A 25806-nucleotide genomic window follows, 5' to 3' on the forward strand; every position below is an offset into this window, starting at 1 on the left:
GACAGGAGTTGACGACGTTGTGGTGACAAAACGTAACCGTTGAAACATATTGGGATCCCGAAGCAATTACGGCTCCGCGCCCCATGATCGGTGCCGGATGCGCTACCGGCGATGGCTCCGACACATGAGACCGTGTGCGGAAGGCAGCGAAGGGGGCGAAGGCGAAGGCGGCAAAAAAAGCCTTCACGCCTCCGCACGCCCGCGCTGCGTTAGCGCGTCATTGAAACGGGTTCTGTACGACGCCCGGCTTCGCGTCCGGCTCGTCCTTCACCTTCGCGGGCAACTTGGGCTGCGCCTGCAAACTGGCGACGATCGCATCCACCGCTTCCTTGAGTGCGATCGCCGCCTTCAATCCGCGCTGATCCTGCGTCAGTTCCAGCGTGCCGCTCAGCACGATGCGCGTGGTGCCGTTGCTCACGGTCAACGCGTCGCCCTGAATGTTGAGCACGTCGTCGTCGTTCGAATAGGGTTTAAACACCTTTCAGTCCTCCCGGTCGCTGATCTTTGAGGTTCTCGGGAATGCCCGGAAAACGGATGCCCGATGCTGCTTCGAGTTCGTGAATCGTCTTGATGTCGTATCTGTTGGTCGAGACATTGTCCACCACCACGGCAAATGCCATCTTCCGCGACGGCACGTAGACCACCTTGAATAACTGCGTCGGCACGAAGACGCGCGTCGGTCCGATGGTCTGCAACTGCTGGCCGTTGAAGATCGGGCCGGTGACCACATAGGTATCGTCGTACGACACCGCGATCTTGCGCACCGACGTTTCAATGCGTGCCCACAGACGCTGATTGTTTTCGCGGTTTTGCGGCACGACGTTGGCGAGCGAGAACGATTGTGCCATCGCCTCCTGATTCCAGCGATTACCCGCCGGGCTCATATGACCACGATCGAATCCGCTGCGCTTGTAGTCCGCGAGCGTGGCGCCTTCGCCGTCCGGCAGGCGCGCGTCTTCGAAGAACTTGTTGGTGCGCACCATGTCTTTGGCGGCTTCGATATGGTCGCGCGTCAGAAGCTCGGCGGACCACAGCGGACCGTGCGTGATGCCCGAATGCAAAACCGCGAAATCGCTATAGCAAAGCATGCGCGTTTTCGGGGCCATCTTCTGATTGCTCAGAACCGGCCATTGCGCATTCGGTGTGAATTGGGTGCAGGAGGGCGCTGCGCTCGCGTGAGCGGCAACGGCGAACAACAGACAGGCAAACCACTTCTTCATGTGTCAGTCAGTCGGGAGATGGGGGCGCAAGTATAGCGTTGCGGGCCCATCTCGCGCGACGTGAAATACAGGGAAAACACCGGAAGAGAAAACGGAATCGCGCATTGAGCGCTGTCATGAAAACGATACCGACGCGTGGCACGCACGCAGACGTCTCCATCTCGCCGCACCAAAAAAAAACGGGCCGCCTTGCAGCGACCCTAATGCGTGGATTTCCAACTCTACGCACGCAAACTTAAGGCGGGCTTAAATGCGCAAGAGAGCCGGAGTTTTTTTGAAACGGCAGCGCGCGAACGTGCGTGCGAAATCGGCCATGCGCGAGCGAAGCGCCGCTCGCGCATGGCAAATTCGACCGAGAGAAAATACGTGCTGAAACCTAATTGCCGAATACGCTGTGTTCGGCGTGGACCTGCTGGCGGTCCACTGCTTGCAGACGCCAAAAACCGTTTGTCGGCGCGCGCGTCGGTAGAGCGGTCCATGCCGCGGCGCCTTGCGCGGCGCTCACGCGTTGCTTGCGGTCTACGTGCAAGCCGCGCAGCGTGCATAGCGGCGCATCCGTGCTTGGCGCACAGAGGGTCGTCACGCCGTTATCGTCGCGTAGCTCGCCCCAGGGGGGCAGATCGATCCCTTGATGTGCTTCTCTCGACCACCGGTGTTCGTCGGTATCGAGCCATAGCACAGCGTAGTCGTGGCTGACGGTGGGATCGGAACCGTTGATGAGGATGGTCAGTCGCATGGCGGGTTCCGTACAAAGTGCGAAGTTGTGCTTTATCAGTCTACGCCGCAACCTGTGTTATGCAAGGCAAAACGTATGACGATCGGGCACGAAAAAACGGACGCGCCGTGCATACAGTTGTACGATAGCCGCGTCCTGTTGACGCTCGCGGAGGCACGCCATGCTGCATCGATTTCTGCAATGCACGCTGATGGCGGGATGCCTGAGCGTGGTGGCCGTCAGCGCAGCAGCGGATAGTGCACCGTTCGCTGCGCCGGTGCCGATCGTCTATGTGGCCGACTTCGATCTGGACGTCGCGAACGTGACGCCGGACAGCGGACCGGGCCAACGCGTGCGCCGCCTGCGCGGTTTGCTGCCGAGCGGACCGGGACCGATGGGGCAGGACAAGAATCCGCAGGAGCACGCCAAACACATCGTGGATGAAATGGCGGACGCGCTGACGGAAGACCTGAAAAAGGCTGGCGTCGACGCGCGTCGCAGTGCGCCGGGTCAATCGTTGCCGACTGTCGGCTGGCAAGTGCGCGGCGTGTTTCTGAGCGTGGACGACGGCAATCGCCTCAGGCGTGCGATGGTGGGTTTCGGCGCCGGTCAGAACGGCATTCAGGTGGCGGTGTCGTGCGACAGCCTCGGGGCGGCTGATTTGCCGCCGCTGTATCAGGCCGTCGAGGAAGCGGACAGCAAGGGCATGCCGGGCGCGGTCATCAAATTGAATCCGTACGTGATCGCCGCCAAGTTCGTGATGGCGAGCGGCGACGAGAAGAAGACGATCAAGAAAACGGCTCAGGAGATTTCAGATGCGGTGATCGCCAAGCTGCATGGCGCAGCGCAGTAGCTTGCATGGAAACGCCGACGGCGCGGCCGCAGGCGTTCCATTTCTCACGAACTCTCGAACGTTCAGCAGTTCAAGCCAGATCCAACGGAGCCGTCAAATCCCCCAACGGCGCGAGCCCGTTGCTCGCGAACGCCCGATCGCGCGCCACCACGCCGTCGAGCGGCGCGAGGCCATGCACACGGCTGATCAGTCGAAGAATCGAATTGGTGTCGTACACCGTGTGATCAACGTAACCCTTCTTCGCCAGCGGCGAGATCACCAGCGCGGGAATCCGCGAGCCCGGACCCCAGCGGTCGCCCTTCGGCGGCGACACGGGATCCCACCAGCCGCCGTTCTCGTCGACGGTGACGATCACGACCGTGTTCGCCCACTGCGGCCCGCGTTGGATATGCTCGATCACCGTCGCGATGTGACGGTCGCCCGATTCGACATCCGCGTAACCCGCGTGCATGTTCAGATCGCCTTGTGGCTTGTAGAAGGCGACCGCCGGTAAGCGTCCCGCGTCGATATCCGCGACCAGGCGGTTGCTCGATGCGTCGTTGCCGAGGCCGCCATCGCGCAGATACTTGCGCCGTGCCGCCGTGCCCGGCGCGTAATTGGCGAAGTAGTTGAATGGCTGGTGGTGATACTGGAAGTCGGGCACCGCGCCCGTATCCTGATGCTCCAACGCGTACTGCCACGCGCCGCTGTACCACGCCCAGTCGACGCCCTTGTCCGTCAGCCGGTCGCCGATCGTCGCGTAATTCTGCGGCGGCAGCACGCGCGGATTCGACAGATCCGCGAAGGCCGGATTGCCGCCTTCGGCCGGACGCACGTTGCTCGGCTGATACGGCGGCGCCATGGTGTTGACGGCGTAGCCATCCGCGGTGAACGCGCCGTCGTTGACGAATTTCGGCGGACCGTCGAGCGCGGAGGCGGGCGAGCCTTCCGCCTGCTTCAACCGCGTGCCGGTCGGATCGTCGCCTTCGACTACCGACACCATCTTTTTCGCCGGGCTGTTCTGAATGTCGGGATAGAACGGCGCCTGCGCCGAGATCAGAAAGATGTGGTTCAGCCACGAGCCGCCAAAGGCCGCCATGAAGAAGTTGTCGCATAGCGTGTACTGCTGCGCGAGATTCCACAGACGCAGCGTGTCGGCGGAATTACGGTAGTGCCCCATCACCAGGCCGCCGGAATCGCCCCAGGCAGCAAACTGATTGTTGCGGCCGGCGTTGATCTGCATCTGGTTCTGATAGAAGCGATGCACGAGGTCGCGCGTGATCACGCCGGTCGGCAGCGGCGCGCCCTGCGCGTCGACGATATGGAACGGCCGGTTGTGCAGGTCGACGATATCCTTCTGGCCGATCATGTAGCGCTTGCCGTCGACTTCCTGCGCTTGCGGCACGAGGCCACCCCAGATGGCCGGCAAGCGCGGCAGCGGCGTCTTGCCGTCGCGGTCGAGTTGCAGATAGCGCTCGGCGCTCACGGCATCGAGCGGATGCTGGACGCCGGGGAAGTTGCCGTACAGGTTCGCGAAGCTGCGATTCTCCGCGTAAATCACCACGATGTGCTTCACCTGATCGTGGAGCGCGGCGTCGAGGCGCAGGTCGGCGGCGCTGCGCGGCGCGCCTGTGCTCGATAGGCTTTGCTCGGTTTTGCAGCCCGTCAGCGCCAGTCCGATACCGACCGCTGCCAGGCCGGTGAGGACCCGGCGGCGTTCAGGGTCGTCGGGCGCGTTATGGGCGGTGTCGGCGTTTGGCGGCAGAGTGGAGTCGTGATCGGTCATCGGGAGGTTCCGAAGTGGCTGTGACGGACGCTAAAGCGTCGCTCGGAGCGGCGTGCGTGCGGCACCGGTTGCGGATTCGAAGCGGCGAAAGATGCAGACTACGGCAGGCGGCGCTTCACGCGCCAACTGTTATGCGTGGCGTCGACGGCAAGCAGAAGCCAATGCCGCGTGTCGACAGGGTGACGCTTTTGCGTGGCATAGCGGTCCACCATCAATTCGAGTTCGTCGAGCGCTCGCCGGTGGCAGGTGGCATTGGCGCCGGAGCCGTCCGCGAATTCGACGACGGCGGCTGCCCCCCGGGCCGGCTCGGGCAAGTGCGCGATGCGCACCGCGCAGCCCGGATAAAGGTGCGAGTCGGCAACCTGAATCTGAATGGAATCGGACATGAGCACGGCCTCCGGACGCTTGAGCGGAGCGAATGCGCGGCAGTCAGGCATCGCGCAGTGGACCGTTTCAAAGCATAGCACCGCGAAGCGGCGTGGCAATGCAGCAAAAGGCATGGTTAACCACTGCCCGGCCTCCCGCGAGCGCGTCGCATTCGTCGACGATCGCATGGCTTGCGGCAGCTGCTGCCGATCCGCGATCAGCGCGACGTGGTGTTCGTCGCCAAGGCGCAAACCCATGCGCCGATGTTCAGCTCGGTGAAGGTGCATGTCGGCACGCGCTTGCCGGCGCATGCGACGGTGCACGGCCAGGTGTTGATGGGCGATCTGACTTTCGAGGAATTGCGTCAGTTGTATCCCGAACCGCAACTCGAACGTTTCACCGAACGCACGCCGGCCACCGTCGAAGAACTGTACGAAAGAGTGCGCGAAAACGCGGCGCTCGGTTATGCGCTGAGCGAAGCGTCGTTCGAGCGGGGTATTTCGGTGGTGAGCGCGCCGGTGCGGGACCAGAGCGGCGAGATCGCGGCGGCGTTGACCGTCACGATTCCGCGCTCGGAAATCGGTGAAGCCGAAGAGCGCGAGCCGCTCATCACCGCGGTTTGCCAGGCGGCGCTCGAGCTGTCCGTGCGACTCAGCTACCGGCCGCGTGTGGACGATCCAACTGCGGCTCAGGCTCGCCGCAAGCAGATGGCGGCGGGCTGATTCCGGTTCTACTTCAGCATTCACTTCAACGTTAGCCCGGCTGCGTTTGCGGCCGGCCTGCACGCTTCAGATCACTCTCTCGACAGAACCTCAAAACGAGTGATGGATGCCGGTCAGAATTTTCGGCTGGTTCCGTGCACTCGACACACCCGCCGTAAAGAACGCCGCATCCGCGCAAGTTCGGCGTCGAAGCCACGGTGGTGGAAGGTGCGCCGCGTCTGTGCGCACGCTCGTTGCCGTGTTCGCGGCGTTCGTCGTGTTGCGCGTGATTCAAGGGCTCGGGCTTGGAGGCGAATTGCCGGTGGCCGCGACTTACATCAACGAGATCAGCCGTGCGCATGGCTGATCTCGTTTCGTGCTGTTATACGAGATCGTTTTCCCGGTCGGGCTGCTCGCCTCGAATGCGTTGGGTGCGTGGATCGTGTCGCGTTTCGGCTGGCAAGCCATGTACTTTATCGGCGGCATGCCCCGTTGATCCTGTTTTTCGTGCTGTGCAAGCTCGTGCCCGAATCGCCGCGCTGCCTCGCCGAACGTGAGCGCATGGCCGATGCGGATATGGCGGTGCATGCGTTCGAACGCGCGGTCAAAGGTCCGCTTCCGGCCGTGACTCAATCTCGGTATCGAGACCAAGGGGAAGGTGCTGGAGCAGCTTGAGGCTTGAGGTTTTTTGCAGTTCGAGTTTGGTGGGCGACGGATGTTGTAGTGCCGCGATAGCTGGGAGACGTGCGGCGCACTTCAAGGTGGTGCGCCCCTTCGTTTTTGGGCGTGGTTAACGCGTTGCCTGTTGCGCTTCCCGCCGCTGCTTGATCCCGTCGATAACCCAGATACTCATCAACCCCGCACTCACGCAGGCGATGATGTCCGGCTTGTAAATCGCCAACGCCATCCACACAAGATTGGCATACCCGCGAAAAAAAGCCGGTATGGCACTACGCAGATCATTCCAACGCGTCGTCGCCAGCACGCCGCCCGCCGCCGACATCACCGTAAACAGTGCCCACGCGAACTGCGTCGCGCGCACTTCACGCTGCAGCAGCAACACGATCAACGCTGCGAATCCAGCGAACCACAAAGGCGCGCAAACCCAAAACAGCCGCGGCCGACGCGCGATCCATCCGCGCCATTCCGCTTGCAAAAAGGAAATGAAGAACGCGAACAGCACACCATGCGCAAAGGGCATCGGCCACGCATGCGAATCCGTGGCGATCCAGTGGCCCGCAAAGCCCAACGCCGTCGCGCTGAATGCGGCGAGTATTGCGAGCTCCTTGATGGGCGGCCAACCGTGAATCAACGCGGCCCAGATCGTGCACGCGCCTAGCGTGGCCATCGCGATGGATGTCGAACGGCCGCTGCCGTCCTCACATAGCGCAACAGTGGTCGCGCCGAGCCACACGGGAACCCAGCCATAGCGCAGCCAACCGATCGAACGCAACGCTCGCAGCCGCTGCTGCTGCGGCTCGGATAGCAGCACGGTCGTGGCGGCGACGCTCACCAGCGCGAGCATCAGCGTCGACAGAAGGATGCCCAACTGGGCTGCGGACCACTGATCGAACCATCGGCTGCTATTGGGGTTCAGCGAAGCGTCCGCGAACAGCAAACCGCACCACGCATTCAACGCGAGCGCCGGGCCAAACAGCCGGCCCGCGCCAATGCGGAATTTGAGGCAACGTCCCCAGAAATCGACCTTTTCGACATCGAGCCGAAGCCGCACGACATTCGGATGGTAGCGGCCAAGCGCGGTCAATAGCTGGCCCATCTCGACGCGCATGCCGGCCCGAAGCAGCGCCCGCGCGCCGGCCGCCATTTGCGGCAGCGGACCTTCGAGCAATGCCATCGCGTTCGTGAAGCGCAGGCGTAGCGTGTTGTAGTCCTCGTCGGCGAATACGCGGTTCAGCGCTAGCGTGGCGATGGCCGCGTTGCGCCGCCGCAGATGCGCCGAGTTGTCCCGCCAGCCGAGGACCGCGCTCAGATTCATGCGCAGCGTGGCCGGTGTGTCCTCGTTCAGACAATGGCATAGCGCCTGCCATTCGAGTTCGTCACGGGTCGCAATGTTGACGACGGCGGCGAACAGATCCTCCAGCGAACGGCGCGACTCGAGGTCGTCCGCTTGCGCGATGAAGTCTTGCCAGAGCTGGACGGCGGTTTCGAAAGCGTCGGGTTCGCGAGCGGCGGCCTGGACTTCAGATGTGTTAGCCACGACGTGGGACGTGGCTGACGCGGTTGCACGCGCGTGCATGGGCTCGATCGAAACGGCAGTTTCGGCGTGGGAGGCTTCAGCTTGGGCCGCGGCCACTCCCTTCGCGACCGCGCCGCTCACCATCTGCAACGCCGACTCATACGCGTACCGCAGGCGTTGAAACGCCTCGGTATCTTCATCCGGCCGTTGCTGTTTCAGCAGCCGCGCATAAGCGCGACGCACCGCTCGCTCGTCGGCACTCGACTCGATGCCGAGCACGTCCCACGGCCAAAGATTGTTGGCGATCGTATTCATGGCTGATCAGTAAGTCACATGCACATCGAAGCGATCCAGCAACGCGCGCAATTCGCTGCGCGCCTGCGTGATTTCGTCGGCGTTTTGCCGCTCGATCAGTGCCTGGAAGCGAGCGATATGCGCCGCCAGATATTGCCGATGGTCGCCAAGCGTTTCTTCATAGACACGGTCGGCGCGCGTCAACAGTGTCCGGTTCTCGAGTTGATCGCGAGGATGGACCTTCAACGCGCTCAACGCCGTGAGACGCTCGCGGATTTGTTCCGGGGTCATCACGCCGGGATTTTCTTCGATCACCATCGCGCGCTGCACGCCGTCCGGAAACGCAGTGGCCTCCACTTCCAGCACGCCGTTGATGTCGTATGTGAAGCGCACATCCGCGCCGGCCTCGCCCGCTGGTTTGAGCGGCACTTCGAGCGTGAACTCGCCGAGCGCGACGTTGTCCGTGGTCAGACGCGCTTCGCCCTGAAACACCTTGATGCTCAGCCTCTGCTGACGGTCGCGCACCGTGAAAATGCGCTGCATGCGGCTCACCGGCACGATCGTATTACGCTCGATAATCGGCAGAAAGTGACCCGGCACGAACTGAGCCGGACCGACTTGCATGGCCGTATCGATGCCGAGGCTGTAGGGCGCGACATCGGTCAGCACCATTTCGTCGAGGCCGGCGTCGCGTCCGACGAGGCCGGCCTGCACCGCCGCGCCGAGGGCGACCACTTCGTCCGGATTCAAATGTCCGGCGGGCAAGCGGCCGAACATCTTCGAGACCAGCTTGCGGACCATTGGCATGCGCGAAGCGCCGCCGACGAGGATGATCTCGTCGAGCGCGGCGACGGCGATCTTCGAATCGCGCAATGCACGTTCCACTGGTTTGCGCAGTCGTTGCAGCAAGTGCTCGCAGGTGCGCTCCGCGGTGGCTGCGTCGAGTTCGAGCGCGTATTCGTGGTCGCCGATCGTGAGTTGGAGCGTGACGCTTTCGAAGCCGTTCTGCGTGAGCCGGCGCTTCGCGCGTTCGGCTTGCTGATGCAGACGTTGCGCGGCCACTGGCGTGAGCGATTGGATCTTCAGGCCGTTGCGCTGGCAGAACAACTCGACCAATGCTTCCGTGAAATCCTCGCCGCCCAGAAAATTGTCGCCGGTGCTCGCGCGCACTTCCATCACGCCTTCGAAGAAGTCGAGCACGGAGACGTCGAAGGTGCCGCCGCCCAGATCGAAGATCAGAAACTTGCGCTCGCTGTCGCGTTGATGCACGCCATACGCTAGCGAGGCCGCTGTCGGTTCATTGACGAGGCGCAGCACATTCAGGCCGGCGAGTTCGCCGGCAATGCGCGTGGCTTTGCGTTGTGCGTCGCTGAAATAGGCGGGCACGGCGATCACGGCGTCGCTGACCGTTTCGCCCAGAAACGCTTCGGCATCGGCCTTCAACGACTTGAGCACCAGCGAGGACAACTCTTCGGGACGCAGCGTCTTCGCGCCGAGCGAGACGCTGCGGCTCGTGCCCATATAGCGTTTGAAGTTGGCGGCGGTGCGCTCCGGATGCGTATGCAAGCGGTCATGAGCGGGGCGGCCGACGAGGATCGAGCCATCGTCGTCGATAGAAACGCACGACGGCGTGAGCATCTCGCCTAACGCATTTGGGACGAGCAGAGCATGGTTGTCGCGCCAGATTGCGGCGAGACTATGTGTGGTTCCAAGATCGATGCCGATGATCGAAGGCATGTACAGTTTCCGATTCGTTTGCGCCCCTCCATGAGGAGATCGCCCAAGTTTTCGCTGATCGCGTGGAGCCGGGTGTAGCTCCGTCCAATGGCGATAACGGCAGGGCGCACGCAAACTTGAGCGGCGAGAGAAACGAAGGCAGTGGAATTCGGACAGGACGATGCGCGGCGCATGACGGCCGCAAGATCGGTTCGAGATAAAAATGCACTGTGCCGCATAGAGGGCGCGGCACGGTGAAACGAGCGGGAAGCGTGCTAGGCGAGGCCGCCGCGTGACATCACAACGCTTTGCGATAGACCACGAAGCCCGAGCGGTCCGCAACCTTGTCGTAAAGCTTCATCGCAGTCTGATTCGTTTCGTGCGTTTGCCAATAAACACGTTGTGAGCCATCGGCTTTGGCACGCTCATACACAGCCTCGATCAACGCCCGGCCGACGCCTTTGCCGCGTTCGGTGTCGAGGGTGTACAAGTCTTGCAGATAGCAGATCGGTCCTTTCATCGTCGTGTGGCGGTGATACAGAAAATGCACGAGACCGAGCAACTGGCCGTTGCGTTCGGCCACCATGGCATGCATCGGCTCGTAGCCGTCGAAGAAACGTTCCCAGGTGATTTGCGTGATCTCGCGCGGCAAGGCGGTTTCGCCCGAGCGGCCATAGAACGCGTTGTAGGCGTCCCATAGTGGCAGCCAGGCATCGAAGTCGCCGGGGACGACGGGGCGGATTTGAATCGAGTCAGACATGTGCGGTTCCTTGTTGAGGGAAGACTCTCGATCCGTCTTCGGGCGATATCGATCTCGATCCGGCATTGCCGGATGAGTGAAGGGGAAATACATCAGCTATAAAACAGCACGACCGAAGCGGCACAATCGTCGATGCTAGCGCGCGGTGAACTATCTGATTGCGCGGCTCAGTTACTCATCGTCACTGTGCGCCGCTGCGCGCAAACCGTTCAGGCCGTCTCGGCTCTGAGCCATCGCGCGAGCGTGGCGTCGTCGTCCGTTTCCAGTGCTTCCGCGATACGCCGTCCCACCGCCGCGCCGAACTTATATCCATGCCCGGAGCAAGCCGACACCACCAGCGTGTTGCCGATGCGCTTCGAAAAGAAACGCTGATCCGCCGTGAACGTGTACGCGCAGGTCTTTACTTCGGATACCGTATATTCGTCGATGCGGCCGAACGGCGGCGCAAACAGCCGGCGTAAGTGGTCGCCTTCACCGGGTGCAGCAATGCGATTCGCGTCAGGGTCCGGGGTGCGCGCCTTGTTGATGCCGGCGCCAAACTTCAGACCAATGCCGTCGATCGGCGGGAGCACATAGCCGTCGCTCGCTCCGCCGATATCGACAATCGCGGGCGCCTTCGACCACGCGTCTACCAGATCCGCGGGCGGGTCCAGATACGCGACGGTGTTGCGATACGTCATCAGGTTTTCGGCAAGCGCGGGAAACAGTTGCAGCGTCCATGCGCCCGCGGTGACCACGAGCCGGTCGGCATGCACGGTCACGTCGTTTTCGATGCGCACGGAAGCGCTGTGCGGATCGACCGCGAGCACCCTGGTGTGCATGCGAATGTCGACGCCGCGCATCTTGAGCCACGCCTTCATATCGTGTGCAATGCGTTCGCTGAGCAGTGCGCCGCCGTCGTGATCGAGATATGCGTAACGAAACGTGTCTGGATCGAGAAAAGGGTAACGCGCAGCGGCGTCGCGCGGTTCGAGCCCTTCATACTCGAATCCCATCCGGTCGAGGCCGTTACGGAACTGTTCCGCGCCATCGCCCGCGAATTGCGAAATGCCGAGCACGCCGCAATTCGCATAGTGGGACACGCCGAGATCGTTCCACAGCAGATCCCAGCTGTCGAACGCCTCTTCGATGTTTTGCGCATAACCGTCTGCATCACCATATGCGCGACGAATCATGCGATGCCGGTCGCCCGACGCGGCGAGTGGATTTGGAATCGAGCCCTGCTCGATCAGCGTGATGTCATGTCCCTGTTTCGAGAGCGACCACGCCGTGCTCAAACCGGCGATGCCCGCGCCTACGATCGTTACCCGCATGCCAACTCCCCCGAGTCGATGGTTCTGGGCCAGAGTCTATCAGTGGGAAAAAATCGGTGCGCGTTATGTGAATTTTTGCGCGAGTCGGTCGAGGCGATAAAGCGCTTCAGCAGGCGGTGGTCTCCGCGCGCCGCCGTGTCAGTGTTTGCGATTCGAACTATCGCGAAGCTGGCTGCGCACTTTTTTTGCGGCGAAGAGCGGCACGTAGTCGAATACACGCGCGTCGTGCCGATAGTTGGCCAAGGTGTCTGCGTACATCTTGGAGACCGTTTCCGTCGGCGTGTCGGTTTCCTCGGCGATGCTTTTCACTAATTCATCTACATTAGGCTCGGGTTGCGACATAGATATCTCCGTGGATGCAGGCAGGTTGGGCGGATGAAAGGGAGACAACAGGAGTTTCATTACAGGATGCGATGCGCCACGATGCCAATTGAATCGGCCTATCGCATGATTTTTTTTCAGAGAGATTTTTGTCTTGCGATGCAGCAACCACCCATGCGGCGTGGCCAGCCAAAAAATCAATGCGTATGCCGGTGATGAATGTCCGGGAAATGTGCATGCGCGTGCGTAATGGGTGCATGGCAATGCGGATGGGTGTGCGGCTCGTCGCCGTCCCATGCGAAATCATGCTCGTGCTGATGATGCGCGTCATGCCGGTGGCGATGCGAGTGCTCGAGCGGATCGTGCGTGTGCGGATGCACATGACGTTCGCGAATGTGCAGCCACACGCCCAGCGTCATCAGCGCGGCGGCGAGCCAGAATAGCGGCGGCGGCAGTTCCGGCCACAACAGCCACGACAAGGTCACGCCGAAAAGCGGCGCGACCGAGAAATAAGCACCGGTTCGCGCGGTGCCGAGATTGCGCAGCGCGACGACGAACAGCACGAGACTGACTCCGTAGCCCGCAAAGCCTGTGAGTATGGCGAGCGCGACGGTCGAGAGCTTCGGCCACGCGGCGCCGAGGATGAGCGCGAGCGCCACGTTGACCGACCCGGCCACGAGTCCTTTTATGCAGGCGATGAACATGGCATCGTGCGCCGACACCTTGCGAGTGAGGTTGTTGTCGACGGCCCAGCATGCGCACGCGCCGACCAGCAGCAGCGTACCCGGCGCCAGTCCCGCTGCGCCGGGCTGCCACGACAGCGCCACACCGCCGGCGACGATCGCGGCCATGCCGAGGAATACCTGCATATCGACGTTCTCGCGAAACACCATCCACGCGATCAGCGCGGTGAATGCGCCTTCCAGATTCAGCAGCAGTGAGCCGGTGGCGGCCGGCGTCGTTTGCAAGCCCAGCATCAATAGAGCGGGTCCTGCGACGCCACCGGCTGCGATCGCGCCGCCCAGCCATGGGACATCACGTGATGGGAAATGGCTGTGGCCGGTCGGCTGCCCGGCGCCGCCGCCTTTCACCCGGCGCGCCAGGATCAACACGGCAAGGCCGCAGCCGCTGCCGAGATAAAACAGCCCGGCAAGCAGGAACGGCGAGAGCGAGCCGAGCAGCGCTTTGGCGAGCGGTGTTGTCGCGCCGAACAGGGCGGCGGCGAGCAAGGCAGTGAATGCGGCGTTGAAGCGGGTAGGCATGAGGGAGTTCGCGTGGGAGCGGGTGTTGCGGACACGATAACGCTAACCGGGTCGCGCTGCTTGGGTCGCCGGCAAGCTTCGCTGGACAGGCGCTGCGATGGGAAATCCACGAAAGCGGCGTTTCAGGCGCGTGCCGCAGCGGCCGGATCAGTTGGGCAAGCCGGGCTGCGCCTCGCCGGGCGACAAGGATTCGCGGGCGTGCCGCGTGCATCCGATGCAGCCGTCGTAGCGTATAAGCAGCATCGTCGTCGAATGAGGAAAGCATGCCGCCACTTGCCGCCGCCGTGATTGCACTAGTCGGGCTCATCGTGATCTTCAGCGCCGTCTGGGGGTGGCAGTTGAGGAGCGAAAACGCCGGCATGGTCGATCCCATCTGGGCGTACTCGCTCGGCCTCGTGGCGGTGCTGTACGCGATACTCGGCACAGGCAACCCCTTCGCCCGCGCGCTGACCGCGCTGGGCGGTCTGATCTGGGGCGTGCGGCTCGGTACGCATCTGTGGAAACGCAACGCCGGCAAGCCGGAAGACGCGCGCTATCGCCGCTTTCGCGAAGAATGGGGCGACCGGGCGGCAACCAGGATGTTCTGGTTTTTCCAGTTGCAAGTCGTGATTTCGATGTTGCTGTCGATCGCGTTTCTGGTGCCGTCATACCGCGACACTGCGCCGGCCGCCGGATTGATCGTGCTGGCCGTCGTGGTGTGGATCGTCTCCGTGGCCGGCGAAGCCATGGCCGACCGCCAGTTGCAAAACTTCAAGGCCGTACCGGCCAATCGCGAGGCCGTGTGCCGCGTCGGCTTGTGGCGTTACTCCCGGCATCCGAATTACTTCTTTGAATGCGTGCATTGGCTCGCGTATATCGCGTTGTCTGTCGGCACGCCGTGGGGTTGGTTCACGCTGTTGCCGCCGGGGCTGATGGCGTTTCTGTTGCTGAACCTCTCCGGCATTCCGCTGCTGGAAGCAAGCATGGCGAAACGGCGTCCCGCTTACGCCGACTACATGCGCACCACCAGCGCGCTGATTCCGTGGCCGCCGCGGCATTGAAGAAGCAACCGGGGCGCCACTGCGCCTTCGCAAGAGTCCAGAAGAAACGCCAGGGAGTCAGCCTTATGAGCCTTTCCACCACCGACCACACCGTGCCGCCGCCGTCGCCCGCCGAGCCCGGCGACGGCTGGCTCATTCAGAGCTGCGAACGCGGCTGGCTGCCCGACGCCGCGATCCGCTTCGGCATGCGTCGGTTGATGCGCCGGCGCCTGCGCGACGAGGCGGTCGACAACGGCGAGTTGCGCGCGCAACGGCTCAACCGTTTGCTCGACGATCTGCGCGCGAGTCCGATCGCCATCGAAACGCAAGCCGCTAACGCGCAACACTATGAGTTGCCGGCGTCTTTCTTCCATGCGCATCTCGGGCCGCATCTGAAGTATTCGTGTTGCCTGTACCCGACCGGCACGGAGACGCTCGCGCAAGCCGAGGCGACCATGTTCGAATGCTATGCCGAGCGCGCGGAACTCACCGACGGTCAGCGGATTCTCGATCTCGGTTGCGGCTGGGGTTCGCTGTCGTTATGGCTCGCGGCGAGTTATCCGAACGCGCGAATCGTCGCGCTATCGAACTCGCATGGGCAGCGCGCGTTCATCGAAGCGCGCGCGGTGGAGGCGGGTTTGCACAACCTCTCGGTGGTGACGGGCAATATCGTCGATTTCGAATTCGACGACGCGCAGCTTGGCCGCGGCTTCGATCGCGTGGTGTCGATCGAGATGTTCGAGCATATGAAGAACTACGGCTTGCTGCTCGCGAAAATCGCCCGCTGGATGCGCGACGATGCGAAGCTATTCGTGCATATCTTCGTGCATCGCACGCTTGCGTATCACTTCCAGGTGCAGGACGGCAGCGACTGGATGTCGAAGTACTTTTTCACCGGTGGCACCATGCCGTCGGAGGCGCTGCTGCTCAATTTCCAGGACGATCTGCGGATCGAGCGGCAGTGGTGGGTGAGCGGCACGCATTACGAGCGCACGGCGAACCATTGGCTCGCCGCGCTCGACGCCGCGCGTGATCGCGTGATGCCGGTGCTGGTCGACAGCTACGGCACGCGCGATGCGGCAGTGTGGCTGCAACGGTGGCGCATGTTTTATATGGCCGTGGCGGAACTGTTCGGCTACGCGAACGGCAACGAGTGGGGCGTCGGGCACTATCGGTTCGTAAAGCGTTGAACGGCGGCTGACCAACTACGTTAAGCGCCAGGCGCGACGCGCTGCGCGGGTTGTCTTTAATTGTATTTTCACGCTCGGCTTCGTACTGGCGATCGTCTCGCGGCGTTGCCCGGCCATTTATCGAGTCGGCGGAAACTGCGCAGTCATCCGGGCATCCAACCCTTACGCGCATCTCGAGGCAGCGGAGCCCCGTCTGATCGAACTGCCTGGCGACAGCGGCGGAAATGCGCCATAGCAACGACAATGGCGTTCCGACCACCGTGTGCCCATGTCGCAACCAACCCGCCTGGAATCGCCAATGACCGCCCCGATCCCCTTCGTCCGCGCTGCTTTAGGACCACCGCCGCGCGTGACCTGGCGGGCCGTTCATCGTATTCGCCGCGATTGATGCATCGGCCTCTCTAAGCAGGCGGCCGCGAAACAGGCTGCAAACATGGAATTAAGCGCCCGGCGGAATAAAGCGGCACACTCGGGCGTTTGCTTATGCATCGGCGCGCCTGGATGTGCTGCGGCATTGCCGGATTTTCAAACAGCTTTCGCAGCAATGCCGCTGCGGACGGAACGATCATGAACACGCACGGCGACTCTTTGACCGATTCGACCGGCACCTCAGTGCCGTCGCGCTATACCCGCACGGCCATGGTTCTGCACTGGCTGATCGCGCTGCTGATGATCGTCAACGTGGTGCTCGGCCTGAGCGCGGATTCGTTGCCGGACGACTGGGTGCGCCCGGTGGTCGACACCCACAAGTCGATCGGTATCACGGTGCTCGGTCTCGCGCTCATGCGCATCTTGTGGCGTGTGTCGCACAAACCGCCGCCGTTGCCGCGCGAGTTTCCGTCGTGGGAAAAGATCGCCGCGCACGTTGCGCATTTCCTGCTGTATCTGCTGATGATTGCGCTGCCGCTGTCTGGCTGGCTGCACGATTCCGCATGGAAAGACGCGGCGACGCATCCCATGCGCCTGTTCGACCTGTTTCCGTGGCCGCGTATCGGCTATGTGATGAAGCTCGATCCGGCGCTGAAAGAGACGTTGCACGACCGCTTCGGCGCTTTGCATACCTGGCTTGGCTACGCGCTCTATGCGCTGCTGGCAATGCATATCGGTGGCGCGTTGAAGCATCAGTGGATCGATCGCAAGTCGGTTCTGAAGCGCATGGTGCCGTAAGCGCCGCGTTCACCTATTAACCGCAACATCGACAAACCCGGCAGTCATCTTGAAGAAAACCCTGGAACAAGCTCTCGCTTTCGCTTCGCCGCGCATTGTGCCGCGTCGCACGACGCCGTTGAGCACGCTGATTCATTTGAGTGTGGTTGTATTGTGGTTGCTGCTGTTCGCGCGCGCCTTCTTTCTGCAAGGCGCGCTGGCGTGGTCGACGGGTATCGCCTACGTGGTGTACGACACCTTGCTGCTGGTGTTCGTCACGTGGAAAACGCTGCCGTTGATGCGGCGTGCGCCGCCTCTCGAACCTGACTTCGAGCGGCGCAGCTTGCCGAGCATGGGCGTGATCGTCGCCTCGCACAACGAAGCGACGGTGCTGCCGGTAACGCTCGCCGCGCTGCTGCGGCAAACGCATGGGCCGGCGCAAATCGTCATTGCCGACGACGGCTCCACCGACGCGACCCGCGAACTGCTCACCGAGCGCTTCGGCCTCACCGCGGCCGCTGATGGTGTGCTGAGCGCGCCGAGCGCGCTGTATCCGAATCTGTTCTGGCTGCGCGTGCCGCACGGCGGCAAGGCGCGCGCGCTGAATGCCGCGATCAACGTGATGACCACGGAAACCGTCATGACGGTCGACGCTGACACCCTGCTCGACGACGACGCGACCTACGCCATGCGCGCCGCTTTCGCGAGCGAACCGAAGCTGGTCGCCGCGGCCGGCATTCTGGTGCCGGTGTGCGGCAAATCGGTGTCGGGGCGCGTGTTCCAGTGGTTCCAGACTTACGAGTACATGCGCAACTTCATCGCGCGTTTTGCGTGGATGCGTGCGGACAGTCTGCTGCTCATTTCGGGCGCCTTCGCGTCCTTCAAGCGCGACGCGCTGCTCGACGTGGGCGGTTTCGATCCGCAGTGCCTGGTCGAAGACTACGAGTTGATTCACCGGCTACGCCGCTATTCGGTCGACCACGATCTTGGCTGGGACGTGCGCGTGGTCGGCGAGGCGCATGCCCGCACGGATGCGCCGGACAATCTCGCCAGTTTTCTGCGTCAACGCCGGCGCTGGTTCGCGGGCTTCCTGCAGACGCAATACTGGAATCGCGACATGACCGGCAATCCGCGCTACGGCACGCTCGGCATGCTGATGCTGCCGGTCAAGGCGATCGACACCATGCAGCCGATCTACGGCCTGACCGCGTTCGTGTTGCTGCTCGCCTTTCTGTTCGGCGGCCATGGCGCGATTGTCGTATCGATCTTCAGTGTGATCGGGCTGAAAACCGCGATCGACCTCGCGTTCTATCTATGGAGCATCCATCTGTACCGGCGCTGGACCGGCAAGCGCGCTGGCACCAGTTTGTGGATGGCGATGCTCGCGGCGGTCGCCGAGCCGTTCACGTTTCAATTGGTGCGGCACGTGGGCGCCGCACTCGGCTGGCTGCATTTCCTGCGCGGCGGCCGGTCGTGGGGCGTGCAGCGTCGCTCGGGGCTGGTGGCGCACGACGAGAGCTGACGCGACGCGTCGTCTTTCAGGAAGGAAGTGGGAGCAGGACGGTGCGCTTGCGCGAGCCGGCGCCGCAGTAGGTGGTTGCGCGGTCCCCGACCCCATGCGGCGTCGGGTTCTAGTAGACTGGCAACGATAGCACCCACAATTTGCAGGGTGCAACCTTCTATCCGCCCGTGCACGGAGACCCACCTATGCATGCTGTTCCCCCGCTAGAACAAGACACCGTCGATGCGTCGCCTACCCAGGCCGCATCGCAGAAACACGCTCACACGCCGGGCCAGGCCGCCAACGACACACCGGTGCGCGATCTGCGCCGCGTCGGTATTCACCCTGATTACTGGTATCCGCTGGCGTGGTCGCATGAGGTGAAGCGGGGCAAGACGCATGGTGTAACGTTCGCGGGCGACCCGATCGTGCTGGCGCGCACGGAGTCCGGCAAGGTGTTCGCGCTGGAGGACCGCTGCGCGCATCGTCAGGTGCCGTTGCATCAGGGCGTGGTGGACGGCGAATCGATTCGCTGCGGCTACCACGGCTGGACCTACGACTGCTCGGGCAAGTGCATCGACGTGCCGTACCTCGGCCGTGAGCGTCTGCCGAACGGCGTGCGCTCTTATCCGTGCCGCGAAATCGAAGGCCTGATTTTCGTTTTCCCCGGCGACGCCTCGCTGGCCGAACAACGGCCGCCGCCGGACCTCGCTTCGGTCTCCGACAAGAAGTACAAGACGCGCCGCTTTGGCCGTCCGGTGAATTGCCACTACTCGTTCATGCACGAGAACCTGATGGACATGAACCATCAGTTTCTGCATCGCAAGCAGATGGGGCAGATGCGGGCGCGCTCGCTCGGCCGGCGGCGCGGCGAGGGCTGGGTCGAAGTCGATTACACGTTTGCGCGCATGGCCGGCCAGCAGCCTATCGGCGAAGCGATCGTGTTCGGCCAGAGCCGTAAAACCGGCGGCGACAACGACAAAGACGTGATGACGATCCGCACCGAGTATCCGTATCAGACGCTGCAGATCCGCACGTCCGAGCAGACGCTGGTGATGAATCTGTGGATCGTCTATGTGCCGCTCGATCGCGAGCAGCGCACCAACCGCACGTTCGGGCTACTGTCGATTCGCAAGCCGGGCGTTCCCGGCGTGTTGAATCTCGCGTGGCCGCTGCTGGTGTGGTTCACCGAACGCATTTTCAAGGAAGACCGCGAGATCGTCGAAGCCGAACAGCGCGCTCACGATTCGCAAGGCGCAGATTGGAATCACGAGGTGTTTCCGGTCATCAACGATCTGCGCGCATTGCTGCGCGAAAACGGTGCGCAGGATCAGGTAGTGGGCGCCGGCACGGGCGACACGGCTGTGATTCGCTTCTGGGATTCGCGTCACGGCAGCCCGTTCGCGAAGAGCTGATAGCCGACTTTTCGACGCCGGGCGCGTGGTGCCTGTGACGATCTACCCGGCGTAGTCGCAAGAAAACTTTCCCTCTCGAAGGGAATCAATCCATCTCCGGACGGTAGGGAATACCGGGCGATCGAGCGGCGATAATGGCAGCCAATGCACGGCGGTTTGCGCTATTCGACATGCGCCGGCCGCGGACCCGTGTACCATTTCGTTTTTTCCGATCTTAAGAATAGCCCGTGACTACGCAACAAATCCCTACCGCACCCCGTAAATCCCTCACGCTGCTGCAATTGCTGGGCCTCATCGGCGCCGCCGGTCTGATCGCTGCGATCGTGCTGAACCGGTTCGTCTGATTTCCACGCGAAGCCTCTGCGCGACGCTTCCGACCCATGCCGGCACGTCCCGAAAGAAGTTATTTTTGGGGACGCGCTGCCGGCTTCAATCGATATTCCGATTTGCCATGTACAAGAAGGGCGTAGCCGTAGAAATCCAGTTTTCCCCCGAGCGGCTCAACGACGGCGCCGGCGATCCGTACTGGATCGATCTGACGCAGGCCGAAGCGCAGCGATTGCTGGAGAGCCTGCAGGCGCGTCTTGCCGAGACTGGCGTCGGCACTGCGGCGCCGTTGGTGGTGAGCCTCGATGAAACATCGACGCCGCACGCGGCCGATGCGTCGCATGCGACGGTCGATCATGCCGCATCGGCGGACGACTTGAAGCAGTGGATCTGCGTGATCTGCGGCTGGGTCTACGACGAAGCCGCGGGCTTGCCGGAAGAAGGCATCGCGCCGGGCACGCGCTGGGCGGATGTCCCGGCGGACTGGCGCTGCCCGCTTTGCGACGTGGGCAAGGAAGATTTCGCGTTGGTCGAGTTTTAAACCCGACCAACGCACAACGGAAGACTCACGCGGCTTAACCCGCGCCTTCCGGAAAATCCGCGCCCAGCGTGGTGGCTTCCCACGCATCGAAATCACCACGCATGAAATCCAGCTTCTTGCGTGCCAGTTCGATCGCGGTCTTGCCGAGCAACAACCGCAGCGGCGGTGTGTCCGACAGCGCTGCGTCGATGATCGCCTGCGCGGCGCGCACCGGGTCGCCTGCCTGCTTGCCGCTGCGCGCCTCGGTCTGCTTGCGTCGCTCGCCGGCCGTGGCCGCGTAGTCGTCGATCACCGTGGCCGATTGCTTGATCGACGGACCCGCCCAGTTCGTGCGGAACGGCCCCGGTTCGACGATCAAGACGTCGATGCCGAGCGGCTTCACCTCCGTTGCCAGCGATTCGGATAGGCCCTCCACCGCGTATTTGGTGGCGTGGTAATAGCCGGTCGCCGCGAAACTCGTGATACCGCCGATCGACGACACATTGACGATCAAGCCGTTGTGCTGCTCGCGCATGATCGGCAAAACCGCTTTCGTGATGTCGACGAGGCCGAACACGTTGGTCTCGAACATGGCGCGGACTTCGTCGTCTTCGCCTTCCTCGATCGCCGCCAGATAGCCATAACCCGCGTTGTTGACGAGCGCGTCGATGCGGCCGAAACGCTGCTTCGCTTGCGTCACCACGTCGTCGATCTGCTTGGGGTTCGTCACGTCGAGCGGCAGAACCAGCGCACGATCGCCGTGGGCCTCGGCAATATCTTTGACTTTCGACGGATCGCGTGCGGTGACCACCGCGCGCCAGCCGCGCTCCAGCACCAGTTTCGCCAGTTCGCGGCCGAATCCGGTGGAACATCCTGTGATCAGCCAGACGGGATTGTCTCGATTCATCATCTGTACAACTCCTGTTGATTGTGTGAAGACTCCATGCGGCGCGAAGGCGCAGTGCGTTGCTCGCGCCCGCAGTCGGTTTGCTGCTTTGCTTAGCCTGAAGCCGAAGCGTGCCCGGACTTTTTCGGTGGATGTCGGCAACGGCTCGCGAGTGTTGATTCGCGAACAAGAGCCGTTATTGCTGCTTGCGTCCGGTGTGGGTTTTCAATTGTAGCCGCAGCGCGGCGGCTTCGCTTAGCAGCGCTCGAACGAACGCGCCGGCCAGCGGATGGCTCGGCCGATGCTCCGGATAAATCACGCTCACGCGAAACGGCAGCGACACGGCGAGCGGCCGGATATGCAGACTGCGGCCCGCGAAATCGAGGGCGGTCAGCGGATTGACGATCGCGAGACCAAGACCTTGTCGCACGAAACTGCATACGGAGACTGCCGTGGGGGTCTCGACGATCTGGCGGCGCGCGATATCGGCTTGCGCGAAGGCTTCGTCGATCTGAATCCGGTACGGATCGTTCGACGACAGGCTGATGAAAGGCTGATCCGCGAAATCCTTCAACGCGATCACGCGCCTGTCGAGCAACGGATGCTTGTCGGGCAGTACGCACACTTCATCCACTTCGAGCAACGGCGTCAGACGCGTGCCTGCCGGCGGCGCGCCATGTTCGGTCAGGCCGAGGTCGTAGCGCTGCGCAGTCAGCCATTCCTCGAGAAATGGCGACTCCTGCGTCGCGATCGACAAACTCGCGTCCGGCTGGGCATCGTGAAAGCGCTTCGCCGCACCCGGCAGGATCGAATGCGAAAACGCGGGCAACGCGATGACGGAAAGCTGGCCGCCCTGGAATTCGCGCAGGCTCGCGGCGGTGGACGCCACGCGTTCAAGCCCGACATACGCGCGTTTGATCTCGTCGAACAAGGTGAGCGCGGACAAGGTGGGACGCAGCCGGCCATTGGTGCGTTCGAACAGGGCAAAGCCGATGCTCTGTTCCATGCGCGCCAGTTCGCGGCTTACCGTGGGCTGCGAGGTGAACAGCAGCTCAGCCGCTTTGGTGACGCTGCCTGCCGTCATGAGCGCGCGAAAGACTTCGATATGCCGATGTGTGAGCGCCATGATGGGTATATCAGGAGTGAATGGATGTACAAAGAGTTGGTATTTTACTGAATGGTGCGTTTTCAGCATCATGTCGTTCACAGCAACGCTTCGATATCGAAAGACGGGAACCGTGACGCCATTCAATCCACAACAAATCGTCGAACTCGCCCACCAGCATGGCACGCCACTGTGGGTCTACGACGCTGACGCAATCCGCAGGCGCATTGCCGAATTGCGCGGCTTCGACGTGATCCGCTATGCGCAGAAGGCATGTTCGAACCTGCATATCCTCAAGCTGATGCGCGACGAAGGGGTCTTGGTCGACGCGGTCTCGTTGGGCGAAATCAAACGCAGCCTCGCGGCAGGCTTCACGCCCAATGGCGATCCCGAAGGCGTCGTGTTCACAGCGGATCTCATCGATCATGCGACGCTCGCCACCGTGATCGAGCATCGCATCACGGTCAACGCGGGCTCGCTCGATATGCTTGAACGGATAGGACGGCATGCGCCCGAAGGCCATCGCGTATGGCTGCGGATCAATCCGGGGTTTGGTCATGGTCACAGCAACAAGACCAACACGGGCGGCGAGCATAGCAAGCACGGCATCTGGCTCGACGAAGTGCCGCGCGCGCTTGAACTGGTGCGGCGTTATGGGTTGAAGCTGGTCGGGTTGCACATGCATATCGGCTCGGGCGTCGACTATGGGCATCTGTCGCGTGTGTGCGATGCGATGGTCGACGCGGTGAAGGGCCTGGGTCACGATATCGAAGCGATTTCCGCGGGGGGTGGTTTGTCGGTGCCGTATCGCGAAGGCGAGCCCAATATCGACATCGCGCATTATTTCCGGCTTTGGGATGCGGCGCGTCGGCAGATCGAAGCGCATGTGGGGCATCGCGTGAGGTTGGAAATCGAGCCGGGGCGCTTTCTGGTCGCGCAATCGGGCGTGCTCGTCGCGGAAGTGCATGCGCTGAATCGACGCCCCGCGCGGCAGTTTGTGCTGATCGATGCGGGATTCAACGACCTTGTACGGCCTTCGTTCTACGGCAGTCATCATGAGATGACGGTACTGAAACACGACGGTTCGCCGAGCGAAGCGCCGGTTGATTCATGTGCGGTAGCCGGCCCGTTGTGCGAAGCGGGCGATGTATTCACCCAAGCCGCAGGCGGTGTCATTGCCAACCGTTCAATGCACCAGCCCGAGGTGGGCGATTTCATCGTGTTTCACGATGCGGGTGCGTACGGCGCGTCGATGTCATCGAACTACAACAGCCGGCCACTCGCGCCCGAGGTGTTGCTGGAAGATGGCAAGCCACGACTGATCCGCCGCCGGCAAACGCTCGATGAACTGCTCGCGCTCGAAATGTCGGCGTGATTTCAGCGCCGCTTCAATGCCGCCTTAACGCGCCCGCACTGTGCGCGTGTACGAAGCGATCATCGTCGCGAGTTCCTGCGCTGCCGGTGTAAGCGGAATGGCCGCGCGTTGCAGCAGGCAAACGTTCTGCTCGACCGCGCGCTCGTGCACGGGAATGGCGGTGAGCATGCTCCCAAACGGCCCACGGTTGACTACGGCTGACGCCTCCAGCGACAGGCAATCCGTCGCACCCACCAGATGTAGCGTCTCGTACAAGCCTTCCACCGTTGCGACGATTTTCGGCGGTGGCAAGCCGTGGCTTTCGAACAGATTGTTCAGGCGGTTGATTTGCGGATCGTCCGTGAGATTCGGCGAGCGTGTGGCGACCCACGTGCAATCGACCAGTTCGGCCAGCGAGCTTGCGCCGGATTTCGGGTGCCCCTGGCGGCAGACGATCACCGGATCGGACGGATAAAGCGGCATCACCGAGAGATCGGCGGTATCAGTATGCTTCGATACCAGCGCCACCGCGAAGTCCAGCGTGCCTTCGCGGATCCACGAAATCATCATGCGTGAGGTGCCCGTGCGCAGATGGACCGCGACCCGCTCAAAGCGCGTGCGGAAATCCATCAACACTGGCGCGAGCGCGTCGATCAATGGCTCAGTGGTCATGCCGAAGGTGACTTCGCCGACGTAGTCGCCGCGCAGTTGCTGCACTTCCTGCTCGGCGCGTTCGCATTCGCCGATGATCGCGCCAGCCCGTTGCAAGAGTCGCTGGCCGAGAGCGGTCAGCGCAATGCCGCGATTCGTGCGGGTGAACAGGGTCGCGCCGAGCATCGATTCGAGATTCTGCAACTGCTGCGTGATGCCGCTCTGCGCAATGCCGAGTGCCCGCGAGGCCGCGCGGATGCTGCCATGTTCGGCCACGGCGGTGAACGCGCGAAGCTGGGAGATCGTCAACGCCATGAAGGCTGCCGTCCAGTGATCGGTAAAAGTGATCATGATAGTCCGAATGGGCCTTCTTCAAGGCGCGGACGCGGCATAGGATAGCCCGGTCGTCATCCGCCCACCCACACTCCGTGCTTCCATGAAAATTCCGCTGATGATCTTGAACGCCGCGCTGGCTTTCAGCAGTGGCGCGTTCGCCGCTGAGCCCACTCTGCTGCGCCTCGGTATCGATCCGAGCTATCCGCCGATGGACGCCAAGGCGCCAGACGGCAGCTTCAAAGGTTTCGACGTCGATCTCGGCAATGAAATCTGCAAGCGCATCCACGCGCGCTGCCAGTGGGTGGAACTCGAATTTTCGGGCATGATTCCGGCGCTGCAGGCGCGCAAGATCGACGCGATCCTTTCGTCGATGGCGATAACGGAGAAGCGCGAACAACAGATCCTGTTTTCGTCGAAGCTCTTCCAGTTCAAATCACGGTTGATCGCGCGGCAAGGTTCGGCGCTCGCGGGCGGCACGAATGCACTGGCCGGCAAGCAGATCGGCGTGCAATCGGGCACGCAGTTCGAGGGCTATGCGCTGAAGAACTGGGCGCCGCTCGGCGCGCATGTGGTGGCGTACAAGAGTCAGGACGAAGTATTCGCCGACCTGCAAAACGGGCGTCTTGACGGCGCCTTGCTCGGTTCGGTGGAAGCGGACATCGGTTTCCTGCGTACGCCGGCAGGCAAGGGCTTTGCGTTTGTCGGCGAACCGCTTTCGATGGGCGATCGCGGCGTAGGCATCGGTTTGCGCAAGGATGAAACCGCGATGCAGGCATCGATCAACGCGGCCATCGCCTCGATGCTCAAGGACGGCACATACGCGCAGATCGCGAAGAAGTACTTCGACTTCGATCCATACGGCAATTGATTCTT

The 25806-nt window shown here is 62.5% G+C and carries 24 protein-coding genes and 2 pseudogenes; 12 read left to right on the plus strand and 14 right to left on the minus strand.

The genetic code is table 11. The features are described from left to right. Positions 1–217: 217 nt before the first annotated feature. The 3 genes from RI103_RS19545 to RI103_RS19555 all read right to left on the minus strand — a co-directional run bounded on the left by RI103_RS19545 (position 218) and on the right by RI103_RS19555 (position 1956). The gene (locus RI103_RS19545) at positions 218–478 is read right to left on the minus strand and encodes a hypothetical protein (RefSeq protein ID WP_310816981.1); all 261 of its coding nucleotides are present in this window, start codon (positions 476–478) and stop codon (positions 218–220) included. Then, entirely contained in the window at positions 471–1220 is a 750-nt protein-coding gene (locus tag RI103_RS19550; protein WP_310816982.1) for a DNA/RNA non-specific endonuclease, read from the minus strand. Before RI103_RS19550 ends, RI103_RS19545 begins: the two co-directional genes overlap by 8 nt. A gap of 376 nt (positions 1221–1596) precedes the next feature. Then, positions 1597–1956: a DUF3564 domain-containing protein gene (locus RI103_RS19555; RefSeq protein WP_310816984.1), complete on the minus strand. Its 360-nt coding sequence runs from the start codon at positions 1954–1956 to the stop codon at positions 1597–1599. A 160-nt stretch (positions 1957–2116) separates the two neighbouring features. Here RI103_RS19555 and RI103_RS19560 point away from each other — a divergent pair, with 160 nt between their 5' ends. After that, positions 2117–2788: a DUF4410 domain-containing protein gene (locus tag RI103_RS19560; RefSeq protein WP_310816985.1), complete on the plus strand. Its 672-nt coding sequence runs from the start codon at positions 2117–2119 to the stop codon at positions 2786–2788. 70 nt (positions 2789–2858) lie between these two features. On the opposite strand, the gene RI103_RS19565 is transcribed toward RI103_RS19560, so the two are convergent. Further along, complete coding sequence (locus RI103_RS19565; protein WP_310816986.1) at positions 2859–4553, minus strand: acid phosphatase; 1695 nt, start codon at positions 4551–4553, stop codon at positions 2859–2861. A 98-nt stretch (positions 4554–4651) separates the two neighbouring features. Beyond that, a complete protein-coding gene (locus RI103_RS19570; protein ID WP_132379269.1) occupies positions 4652–4939 on the minus strand; it encodes a hypothetical protein in 288 nt (95 codons plus the stop codon). Between the two features lie 168 nt (positions 4940–5107). On the opposite strand from RI103_RS19570, the pseudogene RI103_RS19575 reads away from it, so the two are divergent. Both RI103_RS19575 and RI103_RS19580 read left to right on the plus strand, forming a co-directional pair. Next, positions 5108–5641 (plus strand): annotated as a pseudogene (locus tag RI103_RS19575) (IclR family transcriptional regulator); the annotation flags it as partial. A gap of 241 nt (positions 5642–5882) precedes the next feature. After that, positions 5883–6256 (plus strand): annotated as a pseudogene (locus RI103_RS19580) (MFS transporter); the annotation flags it as partial. Positions 6257–6410: 154 nt separating this feature from the next. Here RI103_RS19580 and RI103_RS19585 read toward each other — a convergent pair. The 6 genes from RI103_RS19585 to RI103_RS19610 all read right to left on the minus strand — a co-directional run bounded on the left by RI103_RS19585 (position 6411) and on the right by RI103_RS19610 (position 13483). Next, entirely contained in the window at positions 6411–8132 is a 1722-nt protein-coding gene (locus tag RI103_RS19585) for a J domain-containing protein (RefSeq protein ID WP_310816988.1), read from the minus strand. Between the two features lie 6 nt (positions 8133–8138). Then, on the minus strand, positions 8139–9848 hold the full coding sequence (locus RI103_RS19590; protein ID WP_310816990.1) for a molecular chaperone HscC: 1710 nt from the start codon (positions 9846–9848) through the stop codon (positions 8139–8141). Between the two features lie 277 nt (positions 9849–10125). Continuing rightward, positions 10126–10587 (minus strand): GNAT family N-acetyltransferase, encoded by a 462-nt coding sequence (locus RI103_RS19595; protein ID WP_310816991.1) that lies wholly within the window; start codon positions 10585–10587, stop codon positions 10126–10128. 209 nt (positions 10588–10796) lie between these two features. Further along, a complete protein-coding gene (locus tag RI103_RS19600; RefSeq protein ID WP_310816992.1) occupies positions 10797–11900 on the minus strand; it encodes an FAD-dependent oxidoreductase in 1104 nt (367 codons plus the stop codon). A gap of 138 nt (positions 11901–12038) precedes the next feature. Next, positions 12039–12242: a DUF3562 domain-containing protein gene (locus tag RI103_RS19605; protein ID WP_310816993.1), complete on the minus strand. Its 204-nt coding sequence runs from the start codon at positions 12240–12242 to the stop codon at positions 12039–12041. 176 nt (positions 12243–12418) lie between these two features. Then, on the minus strand, positions 12419–13483 hold the full coding sequence (locus tag RI103_RS19610; RefSeq protein ID WP_310816995.1) for an EamA family transporter: 1065 nt from the start codon (positions 13481–13483) through the stop codon (positions 12419–12421). A gap of 97 nt (positions 13484–13580) precedes the next feature. On the opposite strand from RI103_RS19610, the gene RI103_RS19615 reads away from it, so the two are divergent. The 7 genes from RI103_RS19615 (at position 13581) to RI103_RS19645 (ending at position 20622) form a co-directional block, all read left to right on the plus strand. Beyond that, the gene (locus RI103_RS19615; protein WP_310816996.1) at positions 13581–13712 is read left to right on the plus strand and encodes a hypothetical protein; all 132 of its coding nucleotides are present in this window, start codon (positions 13581–13583) and stop codon (positions 13710–13712) included. Positions 13713–13746: 34 nt separating this feature from the next. Further along, positions 13747–14523 carry a DUF1295 domain-containing protein gene (locus RI103_RS19620; RefSeq protein ID WP_310816997.1) on the plus strand — a complete coding sequence of 259 codons (777 nt, stop codon included), beginning with the start codon at positions 13747–13749 and terminating at the stop codon, positions 14521–14523. A gap of 65 nt (positions 14524–14588) precedes the next feature. Next, complete coding sequence (locus tag RI103_RS19625) at positions 14589–15692, plus strand: cyclopropane-fatty-acyl-phospholipid synthase family protein (RefSeq protein WP_310816998.1); 1104 nt, start codon at positions 14589–14591, stop codon at positions 15690–15692. Positions 15693–16259: 567 nt separating this feature from the next. After that, positions 16260–16859, plus strand: coding sequence for a cytochrome b (locus RI103_RS19630; RefSeq protein ID WP_310816999.1), 600 nt, complete (start codon positions 16260–16262; stop codon positions 16857–16859). Positions 16860–16908: 49 nt separating this feature from the next. Beyond that, complete coding sequence (locus tag RI103_RS19635) at positions 16909–18360, plus strand: glycosyltransferase (protein ID WP_310817000.1); 1452 nt, start codon at positions 16909–16911, stop codon at positions 18358–18360. A 185-nt stretch (positions 18361–18545) separates the two neighbouring features. Further along, entirely contained in the window at positions 18546–19754 is a 1209-nt protein-coding gene (locus RI103_RS19640) for an aromatic ring-hydroxylating dioxygenase subunit alpha (protein WP_310817002.1), read from the plus strand. Between the two features lie 451 nt (positions 19755–20205). Then, on the plus strand, positions 20206–20622 hold the full coding sequence (locus RI103_RS19645) for a rubredoxin (RefSeq protein ID WP_310817004.1): 417 nt from the start codon (positions 20206–20208) through the stop codon (positions 20620–20622). A gap of 34 nt (positions 20623–20656) precedes the next feature. Here RI103_RS19645 and RI103_RS19650 read toward each other — a convergent pair whose 3' ends face one another. Further along, positions 20657–21511 carry an oxidoreductase gene (locus RI103_RS19650; protein WP_310817006.1) on the minus strand — a complete coding sequence of 285 codons (855 nt, stop codon included), beginning with the start codon at positions 21509–21511 and terminating at the stop codon, positions 20657–20659. Positions 21512–21683: 172 nt separating this feature from the next. Beyond that, positions 21684–22613, minus strand: a complete 930-nt coding sequence (locus RI103_RS19655) for a LysR family transcriptional regulator (protein WP_310817007.1) — start codon at positions 22611–22613, stop codon at positions 21684–21686. Positions 22614–22683: 70 nt separating this feature from the next. On the opposite strand from RI103_RS19655, the gene lysA reads away from it, so the two are divergent. Further along, positions 22684–23967 carry a diaminopimelate decarboxylase gene (gene lysA / locus RI103_RS19660; protein ID WP_310817009.1) on the plus strand — a complete coding sequence of 428 codons (1284 nt, stop codon included), beginning with the start codon at positions 22684–22686 and terminating at the stop codon, positions 23965–23967. A 24-nt stretch (positions 23968–23991) separates the two neighbouring features. Here lysA and RI103_RS19665 read toward each other — a convergent pair whose 3' ends face one another. Next, entirely contained in the window at positions 23992–24912 is a 921-nt protein-coding gene (locus tag RI103_RS19665; protein WP_310818634.1) for a LysR substrate-binding domain-containing protein, read from the minus strand. Between the two features lie 121 nt (positions 24913–25033). On the opposite strand from RI103_RS19665, the gene RI103_RS19670 reads away from it, so the two are divergent. Continuing rightward, a complete protein-coding gene (locus RI103_RS19670) occupies positions 25034–25801 on the plus strand; it encodes a transporter substrate-binding domain-containing protein (RefSeq protein ID WP_310817011.1) in 768 nt (255 codons plus the stop codon). The last annotated feature ends 5 nt before the right edge of the window (positions 25802–25806 follow it).

Origin of the sequence: Paraburkholderia sp. FT54, assembly GCF_031585635.1 — a bacterium.
In the GTDB taxonomy this organism is placed as follows: Bacteria; Pseudomonadota; Gammaproteobacteria; order Burkholderiales; family Burkholderiaceae; genus Paraburkholderia.

What these genes read in the sequence shown, in the direction of transcription:
- RI103_RS19605 (WP_310816993.1), bottom strand. Translation starts at nt 12,242, where the DNA reads ATGTCGCAACCCGAGCCTAATGTAGATGAATTAGTGAAAAGCATCGCC.
- RI103_RS19585 (WP_310816988.1), bottom strand. Translation starts at nt 8,132, where the DNA reads ATGAATACGATCGCCAACAATCTTTGGCCGTGGGACGTGCTCGGCATC.
- RI103_RS19650 (WP_310817006.1), bottom strand. Translation starts at nt 21,511, where the DNA reads ATGATGAATCGAGACAATCCCGTCTGGCTGATCACAGGATGTTCCACC.
- RI103_RS19620 (WP_310816997.1), top strand. Translation starts at nt 13,747, where the DNA reads ATGCCGCCACTTGCCGCCGCCGTGATTGCACTAGTCGGGCTCATCGTG.
- RI103_RS19595 (WP_310816991.1), bottom strand. Translation starts at nt 10,587, where the DNA reads ATGTCTGACTCGATTCAAATCCGCCCCGTCGTCCCCGGCGACTTCGAT.
- RI103_RS19640 (WP_310817002.1), top strand. Translation starts at nt 18,546, where the DNA reads ATGCATGCTGTTCCCCCGCTAGAACAAGACACCGTCGATGCGTCGCCT.
- RI103_RS19560 (WP_310816985.1), top strand. Translation starts at nt 2,117, where the DNA reads ATGCTGCATCGATTTCTGCAATGCACGCTGATGGCGGGATGCCTGAGC.
- RI103_RS19610 (WP_310816995.1), bottom strand. Translation starts at nt 13,483, where the DNA reads ATGCCTACCCGCTTCAACGCCGCATTCACTGCCTTGCTCGCCGCCGCC.
- lysA (WP_310817009.1), top strand. Translation starts at nt 22,684, where the DNA reads ATGTCGTTCACAGCAACGCTTCGATATCGAAAGACGGGAACCGTGACG.
- RI103_RS19555 (WP_310816984.1), bottom strand. Translation starts at nt 1,956, where the DNA reads ATGCGACTGACCATCCTCATCAACGGTTCCGATCCCACCGTCAGCCAC.
- RI103_RS19625 (WP_310816998.1), top strand. Translation starts at nt 14,589, where the DNA reads ATGAGCCTTTCCACCACCGACCACACCGTGCCGCCGCCGTCGCCCGCC.
- RI103_RS19590 (WP_310816990.1), bottom strand. Translation starts at nt 9,848, where the DNA reads ATGCCTTCGATCATCGGCATCGATCTTGGAACCACACATAGTCTCGCC.
- RI103_RS19655 (WP_310817007.1), bottom strand. Translation starts at nt 22,613, where the DNA reads ATGGCGCTCACACATCGGCATATCGAAGTCTTTCGCGCGCTCATGACG.
- RI103_RS19565 (WP_310816986.1), bottom strand. Translation starts at nt 4,553, where the DNA reads ATGACCGATCACGACTCCACTCTGCCGCCAAACGCCGACACCGCCCAT.
- RI103_RS19615 (WP_310816996.1), top strand. Translation starts at nt 13,581, where the DNA reads ATGGGAAATCCACGAAAGCGGCGTTTCAGGCGCGTGCCGCAGCGGCCG.
- RI103_RS19630 (WP_310816999.1), top strand. Translation starts at nt 16,260, where the DNA reads ATGAACACGCACGGCGACTCTTTGACCGATTCGACCGGCACCTCAGTG.
- RI103_RS19550 (WP_310816982.1), bottom strand. Translation starts at nt 1,220, where the DNA reads ATGAAGAAGTGGTTTGCCTGTCTGTTGTTCGCCGTTGCCGCTCACGCG.
- RI103_RS19570 (WP_132379269.1), bottom strand. Translation starts at nt 4,939, where the DNA reads ATGTCCGATTCCATTCAGATTCAGGTTGCCGACTCGCACCTTTATCCG.
- RI103_RS19645 (WP_310817004.1), top strand. Translation starts at nt 20,206, where the DNA reads ATGTACAAGAAGGGCGTAGCCGTAGAAATCCAGTTTTCCCCCGAGCGG.
- RI103_RS19665 (WP_310818634.1), bottom strand. Translation starts at nt 24,912, where the DNA reads ATGGCGTTGACGATCTCCCAGCTTCGCGCGTTCACCGCCGTGGCCGAA.
- RI103_RS19670 (WP_310817011.1), top strand. Translation starts at nt 25,034, where the DNA reads ATGAAAATTCCGCTGATGATCTTGAACGCCGCGCTGGCTTTCAGCAGT.
- RI103_RS19600 (WP_310816992.1), bottom strand. Translation starts at nt 11,900, where the DNA reads ATGCGGGTAACGATCGTAGGCGCGGGCATCGCCGGTTTGAGCACGGCG.